The following is a 22554-nucleotide window of genomic DNA, read 5'->3' as shown; positions in this document are numbered from 1 at the left end:
ATTTTTTTTGAAGTAAAAAGAAATTACAATAATGGTTTAAACTAAAATATCTTATAAATCGTCCTCTTCAAAAATAATATGTTGATATGCTCCAATATCAGGATTTGTACTTCTATCAATACCTAAAATATCTATACTAAAAGTTGTTGATTTAGCTTTGTTTATAGCATCAGAATCTTCACCTATTATAAAATCTTCGTTTTGAGAATTTCTAAAATCTGTATTTCCGTTTAAAATTATATTTTGATAAAATGCATTTGTAAAATCCATTTCTGTATTGTTCTCGTAAGAGTTATTAGTATCATTAAACTGAATCATAGAATTACTAATGTTGTAGTTAAAAATTCCACCAGCATCAACTTTATCTAAAACAAATTCAATATTGTTGTTTCCATCAAAAATGCAATTAGTAAAATTAGCCGCATATAGATTTCTAGTTTCTATAAAATCTTGATTATTTTCATCTGTATAAGTAAAGAAATTGTTTACTAAAACAGCAGGTAACTGTCTAATTCCGTTGTTCCAGAAATTTGCAAAAGTACTATGAGTAAAATTGTAAGTTCCGCCAATTGTAGCGGCTAAAGAAGCTTCGCCGGCAGAGCCAATTACTACGTTGTTTCCTTCTATATTGGTTTCTCTAGCTAAAATACCGTAGTTAGAATGATTGTAAATTTGTGTACTTTCTAGTTTTAAAGTAGGTGTAGAAGAACTTCCGATGCTATCAATTAAAATACCAATACCTCCGTTTTTAATAATTGTATGATTTATTTGGTTATTTAAACTTCCTGCTCGCATCCAAATTGTACCCCATTGGCCAGCAGTTTTACTAAAAGAATGTTCTAATCTGTCTCCTTGAAAGATTACATTTTCTGATAATGTTCCGTTAACTTTTAATGTAGCTTTTTTATCGATGATTAAACCAGAATTATCATGAAAATAAATTTTAGAACCAGCATCAATAATTAATGTTTTGTTTGATGCAACTGCGGCATAACCATAAATTACCGTTGGTTTTGTATTGGTAAAGTTTAACTCATCATCTTCTAAAAAACGACCTCGTAAAGTTGTTGGTTGTCCGTCTAAAGTTAAACTATCAATTTTCATTGTTAGAGGATCTTTACCAGGATAAATAAAATTAGCATCTTGTACTAAAGTAACTAAATCTACATCTTGTTGATTGTCTCCTGTGTCAAATAAAATTTTATCAGTGTAAAGAGGATCTGTAGTACTTTCTATATCTATTGTGGTTTCAATAAAAACAAAAATGCTGTCTTTAGCAAGTATGTCTATGTTAGTAAAATCTTTACCCGTTATTCCATCAACGTTTAATCTGTAGTTAGAAGATGTTCCGTTTTCTAATTTTATTTGCGGAATTGTTATTGAATTATTACCTCTATTATATACTTTTAAATTGTAGGTTGCAGAACCTATGTTTGTAAAAATAGTGTCTAAAAACACAGTGTCTTTAGAAAATTCTAATTTCCCAGAATTAGGAATTGTATCAAAATCTTTTCTACAAGAACTCATAGAAATTAGAACAATACAAATAATAAAAGAAATATAATAACGCATAAAATTAATTTCTACTTTCTATAGGTTAGTTTAAAAGGTTGTTTTTAATGTTAGAATTAGAACTTTTAATAATGTTAATTATTGTTTTTTAATCAATTCTATTTCAAATAATTTACCCCAATGTTTACCAGTAACAAATAGCCTGTTGTTTTCGGCATCAAAAGCAATACCGTTTAAAACTTCATCTTGCGCTACTAATTTTTGTGTTTTTTTCATTTCAGCCTCTAACTCTTTTAAGTTAGCAATACCTTCTACAACACCGGTACTTGAATTTATTATTACAATAGCATTTTGTTGATATTTATTTGCGTAAATTTTATCATTTATAAGTTCTAATTCATTTAAATCTCCAACTGCATATTTATTTGTGTAAACCTGAATCGATTTTTTTTCTTCTAGAGTTTCTGGGTCTAAAAACCAAATTTTGTTAGTTCCGTCAGATTTTATTAATTCAGAATTGTTATGCGTTAATCCCCAACCTTCTTTACTGTTATTGTAAGTAAATTCTTTTTCTTGCTCAAAAGTATCTAAATTATAAACAAATCCTTTTTTAGCTTGCCAAGTTAACCAGTAAATTTTATTGTTAAAAATAGTCATTCCTTCACCAAAATATTTATCGTCTAAATCTATGTTTTTAAGAATTTTACCTGTTTTTATTTCAACTTTTCTAAGTTTAGACTCACCTCGGTGTCCTGTAGTTTCATATAGAAAACCATTATAATATTCTAAACCTTGTGTGTAAGCTGTTTTATCGTGCGGATATTCGTTAATAATTTTAAAATCATAAACTACAGGAGTTTCATTAGCTAAAACTTCGAAAAAATTATTAATTTTCTTTGTCTTTTCAGTGTAAAAAACCAGTGCAGAAATTTGATGTTTACCTACACCTAATTCTGTAGTGTTTATTGAAATTGTATTTCCTTCTGATGAAATTTCTTTTCCGTTTACAAAAAATTGAACGCTATTAATTGTTTTATTTTTTTCTTCTTTTAAAGTAATATCTAAATTGGTGTTTAGAGTAACCTGTTTTTTATGCTGTAAACTAAATTTATAGACATCAGAACAAGAAGTAATAAGTAGAAAACAAGCAAAAAAAGTAATAATTAGAGAATTATTTTTCATTTTTATATTTAATTTTAGTCTTTTTTATTTTTTAAAAATGATGAAAAAGCCTTTATTCATCAACAAAAGTAAGTGTAAAAGTAACTAATGTGATTATCTGTTCAAATAAAATTGAAATATTTATTTGTAAATAAAAAAATATAGTTAAATTTGCATCCTCAAAATAGTAAATAACAACTATTTAGAGATAAAGTAAGCCTTACCAACTTACTTATGCAAACATAACATTAAAGTATTAAAATATTATAAAATGAAAAAAGGAATTCATCCAGAAAATTATAGAATGGTAGCATTTAAAGACATGTCTAATGAAGATGTATTTTTAACTCGTTCTACAGTAGACACTAAAGAAACTATAGAAGTTGATGGTGTTGAGTATCCTTTAGTAAAATTAGAGATTTCTAGAACTTCTCATCCATTTTACACTGGTAAATCTAAACTTATTGATACAGCAGGACGTATTGACAAGTTTAAAAATAAATACGCAAAATTTAAGAAATAATTTTCTTAGAATTTTAAATATATTTAAAACTCCAACATTTATTTGTTGGAGTTTTTTTATGTACAATACATATTCTTTTAAAAACTATTTATGAATTCAATCATTTAAAAATGGTACTAAAAGAGTATTTTTGGCTTTTTTTAAAATAATTATTTTTATAATGAGGAATACAATTTTATTTATCTTATTTTTAATTAACGTTTTGTGTGGCGTTTTGGTTTATTTTATACCACAAACAGGTACTATAATTTTAGTTTCTATTTCTGGATTATTAACTTTAATAGCTATTTATGATAGTTTGCAAACCCAACATTCTTTATTAAGAGCATTTCCGTTAATAGCACGTTTACGTTGGTTTTTTGAAGAGGAAAGAGATAAGATTCAACAATATTTTATAGAAGACAATTTAAATGGTACACCAATAAATAGAGAAAAAAGAAGTATTGTTTATCAGCGTTCAAAATTAAATAAAGAAACGGTTCCTTTTGGTACACAACATAATTTATATGCAAAGGGTTATGAGTTTGTAAAACATTCATTATTTCCTAAAAACCATCATGATGTAACAGGAGAAAGAGTTTTGTTTGGTTCTGATAAGTGTACCCAAAAATACAATAGTTCGCTTATTAATATCTCTGCAATGTCTTTTGGTTCTTTAAGTAAAAATGCTATTATGGCGTTAAACCAAGGAGCCAAAATGGGTAATTTTGCGCATAATACAGGTGAAGGAGGAATTTCTCCATATCATTTACAAGGTGCAGATTTAATTTTTCAGGTAGGAACAGGTTATTTTGGAGCAGGGAAATCTGTTGATAGAAAACGTGTTTTTGATGATGCTGTTTTTAAAGAAAATGCAACACGTCCGGAAGTAAAAATGGTAGAAATTAAATTTTCTCAAGGAGCAAAACCTGGTCACGGTGGAATTTTACCGGCAGAAAAAAATACTCCAGAAATTGCAAAAATCCGTTCTGTAGATGTGGGTACACAAGTAGATTCTCCATCTGGGCATTCTGCATTTTCTAATTATGAAGAAATGGTTTCTTTTATTCAAAAAGTAAGAGATTTATCAGGAGGAAAACCTGTAGGAATTAAATTTTGTGTTGGTAATAATGAAGAAATAGAAACAATGATTAAAGCTTTTTCTGAAGCAAATAATTATCCAGATTTTATTACTGTTGATGGAGGAGAAGGAGGTACAGGTTCTGCACCAATGGAATTTACCAATTATATAGGTACGCCATTATTAGAAGGTTTGGTTTTTGTAAATAAATTATTGATAAAATATAATTTAAAAAATCAGATTAAAATTATTGCTTCTGGTAAGGCTATAGATGCTTTTGATATTGTAAAATATTTAGCTTTAGGTGCAGATGCTATTGCTATGGCAAGAAGTTTTATGCTAAGTTTAGGCTGTATACAAGCAAGAGAATGTAATTTAGATACTTGCCCTGTTGGTGTTGCTACACAAGCCCCAGATTTAGTAAAAGCATTGGTTGTAGAAAAGAAGAATACACGTGTAAAAAATTACCATAACAAAACAATTTCTTCGGTAAAAGAAGTAGTTGCAGCTATGGGAGTTACAAGTATTTCTGATTTAAAAGCAAATCAAGTTTTTAGAAGACAAAAAAATGATGAAATAGAAAGTTTAGAAACTATTTATTACAACAAATAAAAGCGAGATAATTATGGAATATTTTGACATTGTTATTATTGGAGGAGGACCAATAGGAATTGCATGTGGATTAGAAGCTAAAAAGAAAGGCTTAAGTTATCTTATTTTAGAAAAAGGACCTATTGTAAATTCGTTATTTAATTATCCTGTAAACATGCAATTTTTTTCTTCTTCAGAAAAATTAGAAATAGATGATATTCCGTTTATTAGTAAAGAAGCAAAACCAAGAAGAAGCGAAGCTTTAGAGTATTATAGAAGAATTGCAACATCAAATAAATTGAATATCAAATTGTTTGAAAAAGTAAATTCCGTATCTAAATTAAATGAAGAGTTTACAGTTGTTTCAGAAAAAAATACCTACAAATCTAAGAATATAATTATTGCCACAGGTTTTTATGACATACCAAATACATTAAATATTCCTGGAGAAGACCTGCCAAAAGTTTCTCATTATTACAATGATCCACATTATTTTGCCGGACAAAAATTAGCTGTAATCGGTGCAAGTAATTCTTCTGTAGACGCAGCTTTAGAATCTTATAGAAAAGGGGCAGAGGTTACTTTAATTATTAGAGGTGATGAAATTGGACAACGTGTAAAATATTGGGTAAGACCAGATATTATCAACAGAATTAAAGAAGGAAGTATAAAAGTATATTATAATACTACGGTTACAGAAATTAATAAAGAAACAATCACCATTTGTACTAAAAATGGTTTAGAAACTCTACCAAACGATTTTGTGTTGGCTTTAACAGGTTATAAACCAAATTTTACTTTTTTAGAGCAAGTTGGTGTGTCTTTATCTAATGATGAAAAGAAAATACCTACTTATAATGATCAGACAATGGAAACCAATGTAAAAGGTGTTTATTTAGCTGGCGTAATTTGTGGAGGTTTAGAAACTCATAAATGGTTTATAGAAAACTCTAGAGTTCATGCAAAAATGATTGTTGCAAATATTTTAGATAATTAAATAATTTAAAATATTAATTGTTTGGTTTAGAGTGTTTAAAATTTATATTTGTTAAATAAAAATACTAATCAATGAAAAAAAACATCATTTTTTGCCTCTTCTCATTTTTTATGACAGCACTTATTTATAGCCAAGATCAATATATTTTTCCAGCAGGAAATGGAGCGTTAAGCGATGCTTTTCTAAAAGAGATTATAAAGTTAACAGGAAAACAAAAACCTAAGATTTGTTATTTACCAACAGCTTCTGGAGATAGAGAAAGCAATATAATTAAATGGTACGAGCAAGCCCGTGGCTTATCAATAGAACCATATGTACAAAAAGTTTGGATAAGTTCTTACAGACAAAAAGAAACATTTGAAGAGGTTTTGTTAGGTATGGATGCAATTGTAGTTGGTGGAGGAAATACACTTAATATGATAGCAATTTGGAAAGCACAAGGTATTGATAAAGTATTAAAACAAGCTTTAGAAAAAGGAATTGTTTTAGCTGGTGGAAGTGCAGGATCTTTGTGTTGGTTTGAAAATGGAACAACAGATTCTAGACCTAAAGAGTTAAGTGTTGTAGAAGGTTTAGGTTTTTTACCTTTTAGCCACAGTCCGCATTACGATAAAGAAGAGTATCGTAGACCTTTGTATGAGAAAAATATTAAAGAAGGTATTTTTAAAGCAGGTTATGCTATGGATAATAATTCTGGTATTGTTTTTAAAAATGGCAAACCATTTAAAGTATTTTCTATGGGAGAAGAATATAATTGCTATTATGTATCATTAGTAAATGGAGAAATCGTTGAAGAAAAATTAGAGAAAATAGTCTTAAAAGATTAAAAAGCATCAATGATTAGAATAAAAACCATTACTTTTTACTGAGTTTCTTAGTAAAAAGTAATGGTTTTATCTTTTTATATAATTTCCAAATTTGCACACTTATTTAGCAAACCGATAAAGTTGTTTTATTAGAATAGTTAGAATTTTGCAGTATGGATAAAATATCAAACTTCGGAATTTTCACACTGTTATTTGTTAGTAGTTTAACTATAATGGTAGGTACAGTAATTGCACCTTCCTTATCAGGGATTGTGGCGCATAAAAACTTAGGGTTTTCACCTAGTTGGTTAATAACATTACCTTCTCTTGGTGTGGTACTTTTTGCACCTATAATTGGTAAGCTGCTATTTAAATTGGGAACTATTAAATTATTAACTTTAGGTCTTGTGCCTTATGCTATCTTGGGGGTAATTGGTGCATTTATTACAAATGATTATCTATTAATTGCAGATCGAATTTTATTAGGAGCAGCAACTGTTGCAATTCAGGTTTCTGTAACTGCTTACATTGGCGATTTTTTTACAGGCGAGCATAGAATGAAAATGATTGCATGGCAAGGGATGTCTATAGAGTTAGGTGGCGTTGTTTTTTTAGCAATTGGTGGTATTTTGGGCGAAATGCATTGGCAATTGCCTTTTTACATTTATTTGTTAGCTTTACTTTGTTTGTTTTTAGTAGCAAAAACTTTACCTAAAACAAATAAGCGTATAAATGAAGCAAAACCAGAAGATCTTGTATCAGATAGTAAAAACAGCACAAAAGTAAAACTAATATTTATAGCCTCTCTTTTAGCTATGATGTTGTTTTTTATAGGTTTTGTAACACTGCCATTATATTTGCCAGAATTTTTTGGTTTTAGTGAGTCTAAAACAGGTTACTTAATGGCTTTTATTTCTCTAATAGCAATTATTACAGCAAGCCAAATGCCTAAAATGGTAAAAACATTAGGCGATGGTAAGACAGTGTCTTTAGGGTTTATTTTCTTTATGTTAGGCTATCTTGTGTTAGCAACTGTTTCTAGTGTGCCATTTTTAATAATTACTGCCATTTTTATTGGTATTGGTTTTGGTTTTACAATTCCGTTATTAAACCACATGATGTTAGAAATAAGTACTTTAAAAAGTCAAGGTAAAAATTTAGGTTTGTTTTCTATGGGTGTTTTTGGAGGACAGTTTTTATCTACTTTTATAGAATATGTATCTAATAATTATAAAGCAATTTACGGAGTAGCTGCTATAATGGCTATAATTATTGCCATTGTTTTATATATTTTGTTTACAAAAAACGCAAAAAAATAGAGTTTAAAAAATCTTCTTACATTTGGTAAAATAGATCAAGTGTAGATGAACCCAAAAGATTGGAATACAAGAATTCAAATCATAAATAACTTTAAAAATAAAACAGAAATACTTTCGGATAATTCGATGGGAATTTATTTTGAATTTAATTCTGATAGTTCATTAATCATTCACTTTAAGCCGCTAAATGAAGTTTTTGATTCTACAATATTTAATGAAAATAATAGCGTTTTAATTAATTTTGAACGAGATCTTATTGATGAAGATGATGTTGAATTTGCGTTGGATATCTTTTCTCTTTTTAATAAATATCCTCAGTTTTGTATAAATAATGACGATGAGGTTGATAAAATAAAGCAGCTAATTTTATTGTTAAAAGAAGAATATAAGAGTGAAAATTCTTCTTATATTATGTTTAAAACGCTGCTTAAAGCATTGTTGCTTTATTTAATCCGTTATCAGAATAATGGTTTTTTAGAACAAGATTTAAATCAGAAAAGAGTATTTCAATTTTTAGAATTAATGGAAACCTCTTTTTTAACTGAAATAACTACAGAATATTACGCCAATCAGTTAAGAATTAGTAGCAAACGATTAAATCAAATATTAAAAGAAAAACTAAATTTAACGGCAAAACAAATTATACAGCAACGCCAAATTACAGAAGCTAAAAGAAGACTTATAAGAGGAGAAATAAGTACAAAAGAACTGGCTTTTCTTTTAGGTTTCGATTCTTTAAGTAGTTTTTCTCGTTTCTTTAAGAAAAATGTAGGTGTAAGCCCGTCTGTTTTTAAGAAGGAACATTAAGTTTTAAAATAGATAGATAATTTAATTAATCAATTTTAAAGAACATATAATTCTAATTTGTTTAACAGGAATAATTTCTATTTTTTTTGTTGAATCATTTTTAATGATAAGGTTAAAGTCTATTTTTTTGTTTCTGTTTAATAAGTCAAAACTGTTTTTCTGCTGATTAAATTTATCATTATTAAATCTTTTTAATAGCTTTTTATAAGATGTAATATCTAGTTTTTCTATTTCATCAAAATCTACAAATTTTGAACCTTTATTTTTGTTTTTGATGAAATTTATAAATTTAGAACCTTGACAAATTTGAAATGAACCTCTTTCTGAATTGTTTTTTACTATCTCTTGGTTACATTCAATTTTATCAAACAAAACGTATATTTTTTCTGCAGGTCTAGGTATAAAAATTAAAATAACCATAAAGATTAAAAGAATTGAGCCAATGATGTATTTGTACCTTTTCATATAATCAATAAATTATTATTTTATCAAATACAATGCCTAAAAAAAACCGTTTCATAAAGAAACGGTTTTAAAATATCAAAAATAATACTGTTTATTCTACATATAATCTTCTATAGGTGTACAAGAACAATTTAAGTTTCTGTCACCAAAAGCATCATCTACTCTACGCACAGTTGGCCAAAATTTATTGTCGGCAATGTATTCTAGCGGAAAAGCAGCTTGTTTTCTTGTGTAAGGTAAAGTCCACTCGTCTGCAGTTAACATTTCTTGAGTATGCGGTGCATTTTTTAAAGGATTATTATCATCTTCTTTAGTAGCAACTTCAATTTCTTTTCTAATAGAAATCATGGCATCACAAAAACGATCTAATTCTGCAATACTTTCAGATTCTGTTGGCTCAATCATCATTGTTCCTCCTACAGGAAAAGAAACCGTTGGTGCATGAAAACCATAATCCATTAAACGTTTTGCAATATCTACAACTTCAATTCCCTTTTGTTTAAAATCACGACAATCAATAATCATTTCATGCGCAGCTCTGTTCATTTCTCCAGTATACAAAGTATCATAATGTCCGTTTAAACGCTCTTTAATATAATTTGCATTTAAAATGGCATTTTTTGTAGAGTCTGTTAAACCTTTTGCACCAAGCATTGTTATGTATCCGTAAGAAATTAAACATACTAAAGCAGAACCCCAAGGTGCAGCAGAAATTGCTGTAATAGCATCATCACCTCCTGTAGTAACAATAGGATTTGTTGGTAAAAACGGCACTAACTGTGGAGCAACACAAATTGGACCAACTCCAGGACCACCACCACCATGAGGAATAGCAAATGTTTTATGTAAGTTTAAGTGACAAACATCTGCACCAATTGTAGCAGGATTTGTTAAACCTACTTGTGCATTCATATTTGCACCATCCATATACACTTGTCCGCCATTATCATGTATAATTTGTGTAATTTCTTTAATTGCTTTTTCATAAACTCCGTGAGTTGATGGATATGTAACCATTAAAGCAGATAAATTTTCTTTGTGTAAAATAGCTTTTTCACGTAAATCTTCTACATCAATATTCCCTTTATCATCTGTTTTGGTAACAATAACTTTCATTCCGGCCATTACTGCAGACGCAGGATTTGTACCGTGAGCAGATGCCGGAATTAAACAAATATTTCTATGTGCATTTCCGTTAGCTTCGTGGTAAGCTCTAATAGTCATTAAACCAGCAAACTCTCCTTGTGCACCAGAATTTGGTTGTAAAGATGTACCTGCAAAACCAGTAATAACATTTAATTGGTGTTCTAATCTTTTTAAAACTTGTTGATATCCTTCTGCTTGATTTAAAGGAACAAAAGGGTGGATGTTACCCCATTGAGGATTGCTTAAAGGCAACATTTCTGAAGCAGCATTTAGTTTCATTGTACAAGAACCTAAAGAAATCATAGAATGATTTAATGCTAAATCTTTACGTTCTAATTTTTTAATATAACGCATCATATCTGTTTCTGATTGATACGTGTTAAAAACCTCATTTTCTAAAAAAGAAGTATTTCTTTGGATATTTTCTGTAATAACTTCAAAATCTGAATTAAAAGATTCTTTAGTTAAAATTTGATTGAAATTACCTACATTTTCTGCTTCAGTAGAATCTGGTTTTTTCTTTAATTGACCAAAAATGGTAAATAATTTCATTAAATCTTTTTGAGTAGTTGCTTCATTTATAGAGATAGAAATGTGTTTATCATCTACATAATTAAAGTTTACTTTAAAAGATTCTGCAACAGATTTTAATTTAATACAGTCTATTTCTACCAATAAAGTGTCAAAATAAGAACTGTTTAATTGATTAAAACCAGCTTTATCTAAATAATCTGCAACTAATTTAGTTTTGTTATGTACAGCATCTGCAATATGTTGTAAACCATTTTTACCATGATAAACAGCGTACATACCCGCCATAACAGCTAATAAAACTTGTGCTGTACAAATGTTAGAAGTCGCTTTTTCTCTTTTAATATGTTGCTCTCTAGTTTGTAAAGCCATACGTAAAGCACGTCCTCCGTTTTTATCTTTGGTAATACCTATAATACGACCAGGAATACTTCTTTTGTATTTTTCTTTTGTAGCAAAATAAGCTGCATGAGGACCTCCGTAGCCTAACGGAATTCCGAAACGTTGTGTGGTACCTACAACAACATCAACGCCAAATTCTGCAGGAGCTTTTAATTTTACTAATGATAAAATATCTGCAGCAACAGCAACTTTAATATTGTTTTCGTTTGCTTTGGCAACAAAATCTGTGTAGTCAAAAATCTGACCATGTTTACCTGGATATTGTAAAATTGCTCCAAAAAACTCATCAGAAAAATCAAATTCTTCATGGTTTCCAACAACCAATTCTATACCAATAGGTGTAGATCTTGTTTGTAAAACAGATAAAGTTTGTGGTAAAATTTCTTCAGAAACAAAAAACTTTTTTATACCAGCTTTCTTTTGCGCTCTTTCTCTAACATCAAACAATAAAGCCATTGCTTCTGCAGCAGCTGTACTTTCGTCTAATAAAGAAGCATTTGCCAACTCCATACCCGTTAAATCGCAAATCATAGTTTGGTAATTTAACAAAGCTTCTAAACGACCTTGTGCAATTTCTGCTTGGTAAGGTGTGTAAGCGGTATACCAGCCTGGGTTTTCTAAAATATTTCTTTGAATTACACTTGGCACAATAGCTTCATGATAACCTAAACCAATGTAACTTTTAAAAACTTTATTTTTTTCTGATAATTCTTTAATATGTGCTAAATACTCATATTCGCTTTTGGCAGGAGCTAAATCTAGTTCTTTTTCTAGTCGGATGTCATCCGGAATAGTTTCATAAATTAACTGATCTAAACTATCAGCATTTATTTTTGATAACATTTTTTTTTGCTCTTCTAAATTAGGGCCAATGTGTCTATTTTGAAACGAATTTGTATTCATTAATTCAAGTTTTGTTTAAATATAAATCAATCTATTTATAGTTTTGTTGTAAATAGATTAAAAAGACTCTGTTTTTGCGAGCAAAAATAAGGATTTTACAAGATTTTAAGTTGATGTAAATTTCATAAAATAGCGTTAATTATCAACCAAATTAAAATGTTATTAACATAAGCTTTACTTTTGTTAAATGAGCTTACTAAAATTAGTTTTCGATTTTTATATAAAAGCAAGCATTCATGTTGCTTTTTCTGTGTATGCTTTTTTAAGGATTACAGAAATATATTTTAACTTACCTAATAATAAACCACTAAATTATTTTATATTTTTTGGCACTATTACAGGTTATAATTTTGTAAAATATGCAGGTGTAGCAAAGTTGCATCATAGAAGTTTAACTAATGATTTAAAAGCTATTCAAATTTTTTCATTTCTATGCTTTTTGGCATTGTGCTATTTTGCTTTTCAAATAAAATTAAACACACTTTTTTTTACAATACCTTTTACACTTTTAACAGTTTTATACGCGGTTCCGTTTTTAGGTGGATTCGAAAAAAATTTAAGACAAATTAGTTATTTAAAAATTCTTGTAGTAGCTTTTGTTTGGGCAGGTTTTACTGTTTTAATACCTCTTTTAGATTCTGGTAAAGAAATCTCGTTTAAAATAACAATGTTAACCTTACAAAGGTTTTTAGTTGTAATTATCTTAATATTACCTTTTGATATAAGAGATGTAAAGTATGATGTAATATCTTTACAAACAATTCCTAGAAAAATAGGAATAAAAAAAACCAAAAAATTAGGTTTAATTCTACTTGTTTTTGCGTTGCTGTTAGAGTATTTAATTTCTTCATCTAGCTTGTTAAAAACTCCGTTTATGCTTTTCTTTTTTTTAACAATTATTTTATTAATGAGAACCAAAAGCGAGCAGTCTAAATATTATTGTTCTTTTTGGGTAGAAGCATTGCCAATTATATGGTGGTTACTTCTTTTAGGATTTCATAATTTTTAGAACATAAATATGTTTTTTTTATAAAGTTTTTTAAGAAAAAGAATAAATTAAAAAGATATCACAAAACTATAAAAGAGCTTTATAAGTCTCTACTATATTTGTAGCTTTACACACTTAAATTCATTTAAGATTTATAGTAATGAGTAACACAAAAAGAAATTATATTTTCGATTTTGATAGCACTTTAACAAAAGTAGAAGCGCTAGACGTTTTAGCAGAAATTACGCTAGAAAACAATCCTAGAAAACAAGAGATTATTCAAGAAATAATAGATATTACCAATTTAGGAATCGATGGCGAAATCTCCTTTACAGAATCTTTAGAAAGAAGAATAAAGTTATTAGAAGCAAACAAAACAGACTTATCGGGTTTAATAGAAGCTTTAAAAAAACAAGTATCTAAATCCATAGAAAGTAATAAAGAGTTTTTTGAAGAATTTGCAGATGATATTTATGTAATTTCTTGTGGATTTAAAGAATTTATAGATCCTATTGTAAAAGAATACAATATACCTTCAGAACGTGTATATGCAAACACTTTTGAGTTTGATGAAAAAGGTAAAATTGTTGGTTTTGATGCTAACAATCCGCTTTCTCAGCACAACGGAAAAATAAAATGTTTAAAAGACATGGAGTTAGAAGGAGAGATACAAGTTATAGGCGATGGATATAGTGATTATGTAACTAGACAAGCAGGTATAGCTGATAAGTTTTTTGCTTATACAGAAAATGTTTCTAGAGAAAAAACTACAGAAAACGCAGATTATATTGCACCAAATTTAGATGAATTTTTATACGTTAACAAGTTGCCAAGAAATATAAGTTACCCAAAGAACAGAATTAAAATATTATTATTAGAAAACGTGCATCCAGATGCTTTTAAAAAGTTAACAGATGACGGCTTTTCTGTAGAAACAATTTCTAAAAGTTTGTCTGAAGATGAATTGATAGAAAAAATAAAAGATGTACACGTATTAGGTATTCGTTCTAAAACAAACGTTACACAAAAAGTAGTAGATGCAGCAGAAAAATTAATGGTAGTTAGTGCGTTTTGTATAGGTACTAAGCAAATAGATTTAGAAGCTTGTAAAGAAAAAGGTATTGTTGTTTTTAATGCACCTTATAGTAATACTCGTTCTGTAGTAGAATTAGCTATCGGAGAAATTATTATGCTAATGCGTTCTGTTTTTCAAAGAAGTACAGAAATACATAACGGGCAATGGAAAAAAACAGCCGAAGGATCTAGAGAAGTACGTGGTAAAAAATTAGGTATTGTTGGTTACGGTAATATTGGTAAACAATTATCTGTTTTAGCAGAAGCTTTAGGTATGGATGTTTATTATTACGATGTAGAAGACAAATTATCTTTAGGTAATGCCACAAAAATGGGTACGCTTAAAGAATTGTTAGAAGTTGCAGATGTGGTTACTTTACATGTAGATGATAATGCAGCTAATAAAAATTTCTTTGGCGAAACAGAAATTGCCCAAATGAAAGATGGCGCACATTTAGTAAACTTAGCAAGAGGTTTTGTAGTAGATATACCAGCATTAGTAGCAGCTTTAAAAAGCGGAAAATTAGCAGGTGCAGCAATAGATGTTTACCCTTCTGAACCTAGAAAAAATGGAGAGTTTGTTACAGAATTACAAGGTTTGCCAAATGTAATTTTAACACCACATGTTGGTGGTAGTACAGAAGAAGCACAAAAAGATATTGCAGATTTTGTACCAAGTAAAATAATGGCTTACATCAATTCTGGTAATACAGTAGACGCAGTAAACTTTCCAAATATTCGTTTACCAAGACAATCTAAAGCACATCGTTTTTTACATATTCATAAAAATGTGCCTGGTGTAATGGCAAAAATTAATAAAATTTTAGCCAAATACGATTTAAATATTACAGGCCAGTATTTATCTACAGATCCTAAAGTAGGTTATGTAATTACAGATTTAGATAAAGAATATAACAAAGAAGTTATAGATGAGTTAAGAGCTGTAGAGGGTACAATAAGATTTAGAGTATTGTATTAATAAGTAGTATCTTTATAAAATATAAACACCTTCAGATTTTAATTTGAAGGTGTTTTTTTTGAAGCTATTTTCTGCTTTTACTACTCGCTTTTTTCGTTCTTCAAAAGAGCTCAAACAAACCGTTTCAAATGCATAGCATTCAACGAATCAATAAAATAGAAAAGCAGAATTAATAAAGGTTAAGCCTATTTATTAAGTTTTATTATTTAACTAGAAACAAAACTTTAGATAAAATAACTAAAGTTTAATCTCTTCTTTTAGATCAATAATCAGTTTATCTTTTTCACCTAAATAGCGTCTACTACCTAAATATCTATTTTTATTAAAATCATCATATTCAGGATGATTTTCATCCATAGAACTTAAATGCACATTTCCTGCAGAATGTATAAATTCCATTTTGCCATTACCTAGCCAAATGCCAACATGCGTTACACGTTGTTTTTTATCTGCAGTTGCTTTTTTACCAAAAAATAGTAAATCCCCTTTTTCTAAACCTTCAAATTTTAAATCTTCATCTACAATTTTACCAGCAGTAATTTGTTGCGATGCATCTCTAGGAATTACAAAACCGTTAATTAGGTATACCATTTTAGTAAAACCACTACAGTCCATTCCTTTGCTAGAAGTTCCTCCCCATAAATAAGGAGAACCCATCATTGTTTTTGCAACTGTTTCTATATTTTCTTGAGTAGCGTCTACATTTTGCAACCAATTATTGTAAACAAGAGCTTCACTTTTTTTAATATATCCAATTCTATCATCAGGATATTTTACTTTATAAAAATCATTATCTTCTGTAATGTATTTTAACAAGCCTCCTAAAGTAATATCGGCAACAATTTGAGATTTATCAGACTTATCAGAATAAACATATCCAAAATTTTCTGTATAAATTACTTTTTTAGCAGCATCCCAAGCATTAATTTCAGCTTTTGTCATTCTTGTAATTCCACCTCTATCAACCCAAGAAATATAACTATCAGGAGTTTGAATTCTATAAAAATCACCTTTTTTATCTAATACTTTTAAAGACATACCTAATAAACCTTGCGTACCTAATTCTGCAGAGTGTTTTGGGTTAGAACGGATGTTGATTACAGAGTTTCTTGCTACAGCAAATTGTAGGTTACCAACAGCAGAATCTGGTAAAACACGTACGTTATTGGTAAATTTTAAGTTTCTTTTTTTAAGGCTATCTAATAAAATGTTAAACGCTTTTTTACAGGTTGTTTCTCCTTCTAAAATAAGTTGATTATCAACTTGTTCAAAATTAATATCAAATAATTCTACTCTTTTATCAGGAGCAAATTTAGCTTTTAATTCAGCGTGTATATTTTCAATTTCTTCTGTAGAATATGTTTCATTTTTACAAGAAAAAATTACGGTTAAAAGTAAGATAGAAAAAAGTTTTGCAAATTTCATTAAAGATAGATTTTTAGCTAAAGTACAAAAAATCAAAATTTAAAAAAATTGAAATCTCATTAGTATTGTTTTATCTTTGGGTAAACCATTTTTTTAAGATGCAATATCAAAATACCTTAGCTTTTGCTAAACAACAAGATAAAGAAGATCTGCTTGCAGATTATAAAAATCAATTTTACATACCTAAAGATAAAAACGGAAAAGATTGGTTGTATTTTACAGGTAATTCTTTGGGTTTACAACCAAAAATTACTAAAAAATACATCAATCAAGAATTAGAAGATTGGGCAAATTTAGGTGTAGAAGGGCACTTTGAAGCTAAAAATCCATGGTTAAATTATCACGAATTATTAACCGATAAAATGGCGAAAATTGTAGGAGCCAAGTCTGTTGAGGTTGTGGTAATGAACACGCTAACTACCAATTTACATTTATTAATGGTTTCGTTTTACAGACCTACAAAAACAAAATATAAAATTGTTATAGAAAGTGATGCTTTTCCTTCGGATAGATATGCAGTACAATCTCAATTAGAATTTCATGGGTTTTCTAAAGATGATATTATTGAATGGAAACCTAGAAAAGGAGAAGAATTATTAAAAATAGAAGATTTAGAAACTATTGTAGAAACACAAGGTGATGAAATTGCGTTGTTGTTAATAGGTGGTGTAAACTATTATACCGGTCAGTTTTTAGATTTAAAGAGAATTGCTCAGATTGGCCATGCTAAAGATTGTGTTGTTGGTATTGATTTAGCACATGGAGCAGGTAATATTCAGCCAAATTTACACGATTCTGGTGTAGATTTTGCTGCTTGGTGTACCTACAAATATTTAAATTCAGGTCCTGGAAGTTTAGCTGGATTATTTGTGCATGAAAAACACGCAAAAAATAAAGATTTACCACGTTTTGCTGGTTGGTGGAATCATAATAAAACCACACGTTTTAATATGAGAATGCCTTTTGATGTAATGGAAGGCGCAGAAGGTTGGCAATTGTCCAATCCGCCAATATTATCTATGGCAGCAATTTTGGCATCTTTAGATTTGTTTGATAAAGTAGGTATGAATACTTTAAGAGAAAAGTCTGAAAAACTAACCGGTTATTTCGAGTTTCTAATCAATGAAATTGGTTCTGATGATATTAAAATTATTACACCAACAAATCCAAAAGAACGCGGTTGTCAATTATCTATTCAAGTAAAAAATGCAGATAAAAGTTTGCATAAAAAACTAACCGAAAATAACATTATTACAGATTGGCGAGAGCCAGATGTTATAAGATGTGCGCCAACACCATTTTATAATTCTTTTGAAGATGTATATCAGATGGTGTCAATATTAAAAAGTTTGTTATAAAAATGAGTGTTTTTTCTAAAATTATAAAAGAAGAAGAAATTTTAGTAAAGTTAAAAACTAAAAGAGATATCGGTTTTTGGCAATATCAATTATTTGGAATTTTAAGTTTGTTTATGGAAAAAAGAAACGATTTCTTTATAATAACTAACAAACGAATTTTAATCTCTATCAAAGAAAATATAACAGCAAATATTATTTATAAAGATTTTTCTAAAATAAAATTTAATACAAAAACAGATTTGTTAAGTTTTGTAAATGAAGATAATCAAGTAAAAGAAATCTCATTGTCTAAGTTAAAATTAGAGTACGATGATTATCAATTTTTAAAAAATAAATTAAATTAGTATCAATAATAAAAGATGAATAAAACAGATAAAATACTAATTATAGGTGCAGGACTTTGCGGTTCTCTTTTAGCATTACGTTTAGCACAAAGAGGTTATAAAGTTGAGTTGTATGAAAGCAGACCCGATCTTAGAAAAGTAGATATTTCATCTGGTAGGTCTATTAATTTAGCGTTGTCAGACAGAGGTTTTAAAGCTTTACGCTTATGTGGTGTAGAAGAAAAAGCAAGAGAAATTTGCATACCAATGTTTGGGCGTTTAATGCATGATAAAGCAGGAAATACTTTTGCTTCTAATTATTCGGGAAGAGAAAACGAATACATAAACTCTATTTCTCGTGGCGATTTAAATGCACTTTTATTAAACGAAGCAGAAAAACATAAAAATGTAAATATCTATTTTAATAAAAAATGTAAAAATGTAGATTTAGAAAACAATGTTGCCTATTTTAAAGACTACAAAACCAAAGAAGAATTTAGCATAAAAGCCACAGTAATTTTTGGTGCCGATGGTGCAGGTTCTTCACTTAGAAAAAGCTATTATTTAGAAAAGAAATTCTTGTTTTCTTATGCGCAAAATTATTTAAATCACGGTTATAAAGAATTAGAAATTCCTGCAGATAAAACAGGTAAACATCAAATAAGTAATCAACATTTACATATTTGGCCACGTGGCGATTTTATGTTAATTGCGCTTCCAAATTTAGATGGCAGTTTTACGGTTACACTCTTTTTAAGTTATAATGAAGGCGAATTTAATTTCGAAAATTTAACCACAGAAGAAAAAATAACACAGTTTTTTAAACAAGAATTTCCAGATGCTTTGGCATTAATACCTGATATAAAAGAAGAATTTTTAAACAACCCAACTGGTGCTTTAGGTACTGTAAAATGTTCGCCTTGGTCTTATCAAAACAAAACTGTTTTATTGGGCGATGCAGCACACGCAATTGTACCTTTTTATGGGCAAGGAATGAATGCTTCTTTTGAAGACGTTACCGTTTTTGATGAAATTTTAAATCAATTAGAGAACAGTTTAGAAGTATATTCTTGGAAATCTGTTTTTAAAGCCTATGAAAAAGCAAGAAAAAAAGATACAGATGCCATTGCAGATTTAGCGATTGACAATTTTTATGAAATGAGAGATCATGTAGCAAATCCTATTTTTAAAGAAAAAAGAAAAATAGAAATGGATTTAGAAAAAACGTTTCCAACCCAATATTTTTCTAAATATTCTTTAGTTACGTTTAATGAAAACATCGGTTATAATACCGCCATGAAAAAGGGTAGAGCACAAGACAAAGCCCTGTTAAATTTAATAGCAGATAATGAAGTGCACACGCATTTAAACATGACAAAAAACGAATTAAAAGTTATTTTAGAGAAAGTAAAAACAGAAACAGACAACATTTTAAAAGAAGATAAAATAGCCGGATTATAATTTTTTTTGAAGCTAATCCTGCTTTCCGCACTCGCTTTTTTTGCCCAAAAGCAAAAAAGAGCTCAAACAAATGCTACAATCAGGGTTAAACCTACTTGTAAAAGTGGTTGCTTTAAATTAACTAAGAGAGAGTTTAGAAATTAATGAAAACATACATCCTTTTACTTCGAGGAATTAACGTGTCAGGGAAAAACAAAATCCCGATGGTAGAGTTACGTAAATTATTAAACGATTTGCAGTTTAAAAATGTACAAACATATATACAAAGCGGTAATATTATTCTGCAATCAGATAAGAGTAAAGAAGAAGTTGGTAATCAGGTAAAAATAGAAATCAAAAATAAGTTTGGTTTCGAAGTTCCGGTTATTGTAAAAACAATTACAGAGGTTGAAAAAATATTTAAAAATTATCCATTTTCTTTAGAAAACGAGAAAATTGTAGCTTTTTGTTTTTTAGAAAAACCGGTAAAAGAAATCATTTTAGATATTAAAAATACAGGAGAAGATCAATATAAAGTTGATAATGATGTTGTGTATTTAAACTGTGTTTCTGGTTTTGGTAAAACAAAATTAACCAACAATACAATTGAAAAAAAGTTGAATGCTATTGCCACAACTCGTAATTTTAAAACAACAAAAAAGTTGTTAGAATTATCAAAATCATAAAAATGAATACAGCCATAAAAGAAAAAATAATACAAGTTTGTAATGATAAAATTGCCAAAAAAGGAGACAACGTAGGTTTGTCTTTCTATGCATTTTTTAAGAATAAAAACGACAATCCTAAATTATTAATGGAAGTTGCAACTTGGTGGATAGAAACGAACAAATTAGATCATTTTGAAAAAGCAGTTAAGATTAAACAAATGATTTTAGAAGCATAAAAAAGTTTAAATTTATAACAAAATTTGCGTTAGGGATTGAAGTGGCATCCTTTTTTATGTCTGTTCGAGTAAATTTTGAAGAATGAAAAATTTGTAACGAGAAGAGCAGAAAAAAGATATAACGGAAAGCCCGACCTTTAGGAAACGCCCAAAATAGAATAATATGAGCAATTTAGTACAACCTTTAAATTTTAAAAAGTGGATTGATGAACATCGTCATTTATTAAAACCGCCTGTTGGTAACAAGCAAGTTTGGGATAATGGCGAGTATATTGTAATGGTTGTTGGTGGCCCAAATAATAGAAAAGATTATCATTATAACGAAACACCAGAGTTTTTCTACCAAGTAGAAGGTGATATGATTTTAAAAATCATAGACGATAAAGGCGAGCAAATTGATGTAGAAATTAATGAAGGCGATATTTATTTGTTGCCTGGTAAAGTGCCACATTCTCCACAAAGAAAAGCAAATACAGTTGGTTTGGTAATAGAATATCCAAGGTCTGAAGGAATGTTAGATGCTTTAGAATGGTATTGCGAAAATTGTGGAAATCCGTTATACAGAGAAGAATTTCCGTTAGAAAACATAGAAAAAGATATGCCTGTAATTTTTGATAAGTATTATTCTGATATTAAAAAATGTACTTGTAATCATTGCGGAACAATAATGGAAGCACCAAAAAAAATTAAATAATGAATCGTAAACTACGCATAAACGGTCATTCACATTTATTACCTTATCCAGAAGAAATTCCTTCTTTTATGAAGGAAAAAGAAATTTTTTGGGTAGATGATGAACGCAAACACATGTTGCAAAAAGGGTGGAAACGTCCGGTAACAGATTCTAGTTTTTTCTTAGATGAAAAATTACTTTGGATGGGAAAAAACAAACTAGATCATGCAGTAGTTTTAAACCTTTCTCAGTTATATGGTAATGGTTTACGTTTAGAAGAAATGAAAAAGGCGTTGCGTTTTCAGAACGATTTTAACGCAAAAATTCAGCGAAATCATCCTTCAAAATTTACGTGTGGTTTTGTAATTCATCCTGGTTTTATTTATGGTGCTTTAGATGAAATGAAACGTTGTATAGAAGAATTAGGTTTAAAAGTATTGTGTTTACCAACACATTTTATGGATTCTATTGGGCAATGGCGTTGTGTTTTTGATGAAGAAAATGATCGGATTTTTGAATTGGCAGATAAATATAAATTAGCCATAGAAATTCATCCGTATGACGGCGATAAAATGATAAAATTAGAAAATACCAATTGGCGTTTTCATTTAATTTGGATGTTGGCACAATGTGGAGATGCCTACCATTTTTATACGTTAAATGGAATGCAAGAACGTTTTAAAAATATTAGAACGTGTTTTGCTCACGGAGGACAATTGGCACAAATGAATTTAGGAAGAAGAATACAAGGCTTTGATGGAAGACCCGATTTGTTTGAAGGAAAAACGCATCCTAGAAAAGCTGTAGGACATAAAAATATCTTTTTTGATACTTTGGTACATGATACAGATTCTTTAAAATTAATGTTAGAAAGACAAGGAACTAAGCAAGTTTTAATGGGCCTAGATGATCCGTATCCGTTAGGAGAAATGGAAAGTGATAAACAATCTTCTTATCCTGGTAAAATATTAGACCTGGCTATTGATAAAAATATTATTTCTGAAACAGAAAAAGGCCAAATTTGGGAAGATAATGTGTTGCAATGGTTGTTTGGTGATGATGAGGTTGCTAAGCAAGAGTTGATAAGTAAAATACTTTTATAAAATAAATAGTTTACAGTTGCAGTTTTTAGTTTTAGATTAACTAAAAACTGCAGCTGCCAACTAA

General features: G+C 29.0%; 20 protein-coding genes. 15 read left to right on the top strand and 5 right to left on the bottom strand.

Annotated elements, in window-relative coordinates; translation table 11 throughout:
- Positions 1-51 precede the first annotated feature (51 nt).
- Together KI686_RS04530 and KI686_RS04525 are read right to left on the bottom strand one after the other, a co-directional pair.
- On the bottom strand, positions 52-1572 hold the full coding sequence (locus KI686_RS04530) for a hypothetical protein (RefSeq protein ID WP_237588081.1): 1521 nt from the start codon (positions 1570-1572) through the stop codon (positions 52-54).
- Positions 1573-1650: 78 nt separating this feature from the next.
- Positions 1651-2694 carry a glutaminyl-peptide cyclotransferase gene (locus tag KI686_RS04525; protein ID WP_237588080.1) on the bottom strand — a complete coding sequence of 348 codons (1044 nt, stop codon included), beginning with the start codon at positions 2692-2694 and terminating at the stop codon, positions 1651-1653.
- A 250-nt stretch (positions 2695-2944) separates the two neighbouring features.
- On the opposite strand from KI686_RS04525, the gene KI686_RS04520 reads away from it, so the two are divergent.
- The 6 genes from KI686_RS04520 (at position 2945) to KI686_RS04495 (ending at position 8776) form a co-directional block, all read left to right on the top strand.
- Positions 2945-3196, top strand: a complete 252-nt coding sequence (locus tag KI686_RS04520) for a type B 50S ribosomal protein L31 (protein WP_237588079.1) — start codon at positions 2945-2947, stop codon at positions 3194-3196.
- A gap of 160 nt (positions 3197-3356) precedes the next feature.
- Positions 3357-4868 carry an FMN-binding glutamate synthase family protein gene (locus KI686_RS04515; RefSeq protein ID WP_237588078.1) on the top strand — a complete coding sequence of 504 codons (1512 nt, stop codon included), beginning with the start codon at positions 3357-3359 and terminating at the stop codon, positions 4866-4868.
- 13 nt (positions 4869-4881) lie between these two features.
- A complete protein-coding gene (locus KI686_RS04510; RefSeq protein WP_237588077.1) occupies positions 4882-5844 on the top strand; it encodes a YpdA family putative bacillithiol disulfide reductase in 963 nt (320 codons plus the stop codon).
- A gap of 110 nt (positions 5845-5954) precedes the next feature.
- A complete protein-coding gene (locus KI686_RS04505) occupies positions 5955-6671 on the top strand; it encodes a Type 1 glutamine amidotransferase-like domain-containing protein (protein WP_237588076.1) in 717 nt (238 codons plus the stop codon).
- 152 nt (positions 6672-6823) lie between these two features.
- The gene (locus KI686_RS04500; RefSeq protein WP_237588075.1) at positions 6824-7969 is read left to right on the top strand and encodes an MFS transporter; all 1146 of its coding nucleotides are present in this window, start codon (positions 6824-6826) and stop codon (positions 7967-7969) included.
- Between the two features lie 45 nt (positions 7970-8014).
- On the top strand, positions 8015-8776 hold the full coding sequence (locus KI686_RS04495) for a helix-turn-helix domain-containing protein (RefSeq protein WP_237588074.1): 762 nt from the start codon (positions 8015-8017) through the stop codon (positions 8774-8776).
- Between the two features lie 21 nt (positions 8777-8797).
- On the opposite strand, the gene KI686_RS04490 is transcribed toward KI686_RS04495, so the two are convergent.
- Both KI686_RS04490 and gcvP read right to left on the bottom strand, forming a co-directional pair.
- Positions 8798-9241: a hypothetical protein gene (locus KI686_RS04490; protein ID WP_237588073.1), complete on the bottom strand. Its 444-nt coding sequence runs from the start codon at positions 9239-9241 to the stop codon at positions 8798-8800.
- A 96-nt stretch (positions 9242-9337) separates the two neighbouring features.
- On the bottom strand, positions 9338-12223 hold the full coding sequence (gcvP, locus tag KI686_RS04485) for an aminomethyl-transferring glycine dehydrogenase (RefSeq protein ID WP_237588072.1): 2886 nt from the start codon (positions 12221-12223) through the stop codon (positions 9338-9340).
- A gap of 187 nt (positions 12224-12410) precedes the next feature.
- Between gcvP and KI686_RS04480 the strand changes: the two genes are divergently transcribed.
- Together KI686_RS04480 and serA are read left to right on the top strand one after the other, a co-directional pair.
- Positions 12411-13232: a UbiA prenyltransferase family protein gene (locus KI686_RS04480; RefSeq protein WP_237588071.1), complete on the top strand. Its 822-nt coding sequence runs from the start codon at positions 12411-12413 to the stop codon at positions 13230-13232.
- 139 nt (positions 13233-13371) lie between these two features.
- Positions 13372-15264, top strand: coding sequence for a phosphoglycerate dehydrogenase (serA, locus tag KI686_RS04475; protein WP_237588070.1), 1893 nt, complete (start codon positions 13372-13374; stop codon positions 15262-15264).
- 237 nt (positions 15265-15501) lie between these two features.
- On the opposite strand, the gene KI686_RS04470 is transcribed toward serA, so the two are convergent.
- Entirely contained in the window at positions 15502-16689 is a 1188-nt protein-coding gene (locus KI686_RS04470; RefSeq protein WP_237588069.1) for a C40 family peptidase, read from the bottom strand.
- A gap of 98 nt (positions 16690-16787) precedes the next feature.
- Here KI686_RS04470 and kynU point away from each other — a divergent pair, with 98 nt between their 5' ends.
- The 7 genes from kynU (at position 16788) to KI686_RS04435 (ending at position 22490) form a co-directional block, all read left to right on the top strand.
- Entirely contained in the window at positions 16788-18047 is a 1260-nt protein-coding gene (kynU, locus tag KI686_RS04465) for a kynureninase (RefSeq protein WP_237588068.1), read from the top strand.
- 2 nt (positions 18048-18049) lie between these two features.
- On the top strand, positions 18050-18391 hold the full coding sequence (locus KI686_RS04460; protein ID WP_237588067.1) for a hypothetical protein: 342 nt from the start codon (positions 18050-18052) through the stop codon (positions 18389-18391).
- 15 nt (positions 18392-18406) lie between these two features.
- On the top strand, positions 18407-19831 hold the full coding sequence (locus KI686_RS04455) for an FAD-dependent oxidoreductase (RefSeq protein WP_237588066.1): 1425 nt from the start codon (positions 18407-18409) through the stop codon (positions 19829-19831).
- Positions 19832-19974: 143 nt separating this feature from the next.
- Positions 19975-20496 carry a DUF1697 domain-containing protein gene (locus tag KI686_RS04450; protein ID WP_237588065.1) on the top strand — a complete coding sequence of 174 codons (522 nt, stop codon included), beginning with the start codon at positions 19975-19977 and terminating at the stop codon, positions 20494-20496.
- A 2-nt stretch (positions 20497-20498) separates the two neighbouring features.
- Positions 20499-20714, top strand: coding sequence for a DUF6500 family protein (locus KI686_RS04445; protein ID WP_237588064.1), 216 nt, complete (start codon positions 20499-20501; stop codon positions 20712-20714).
- A gap of 163 nt (positions 20715-20877) precedes the next feature.
- Entirely contained in the window at positions 20878-21408 is a 531-nt protein-coding gene (locus KI686_RS04440; RefSeq protein ID WP_237588063.1) for a 3-hydroxyanthranilate 3,4-dioxygenase, read from the top strand.
- A complete protein-coding gene (locus KI686_RS04435; protein ID WP_237588062.1) occupies positions 21408-22490 on the top strand; it encodes an amidohydrolase family protein in 1083 nt (360 codons plus the stop codon). The genes KI686_RS04440 and KI686_RS04435 overlap by 1 nt, the downstream gene beginning before the upstream one ends.
- Positions 22491-22554 lie beyond the last annotated feature (64 nt).

The sequence above is a fragment of the Polaribacter sargassicola genome (genome assembly GCF_021991835.1).
Classification (GTDB): Bacteria; Bacteroidota; Bacteroidia; order Flavobacteriales; family Flavobacteriaceae; genus Polaribacter; species Polaribacter sargassicola.
The sequence above is the reverse complement of the archived record's forward strand: the minus strand, read 5'-3'. Positions and strand labels throughout refer to the sequence as shown.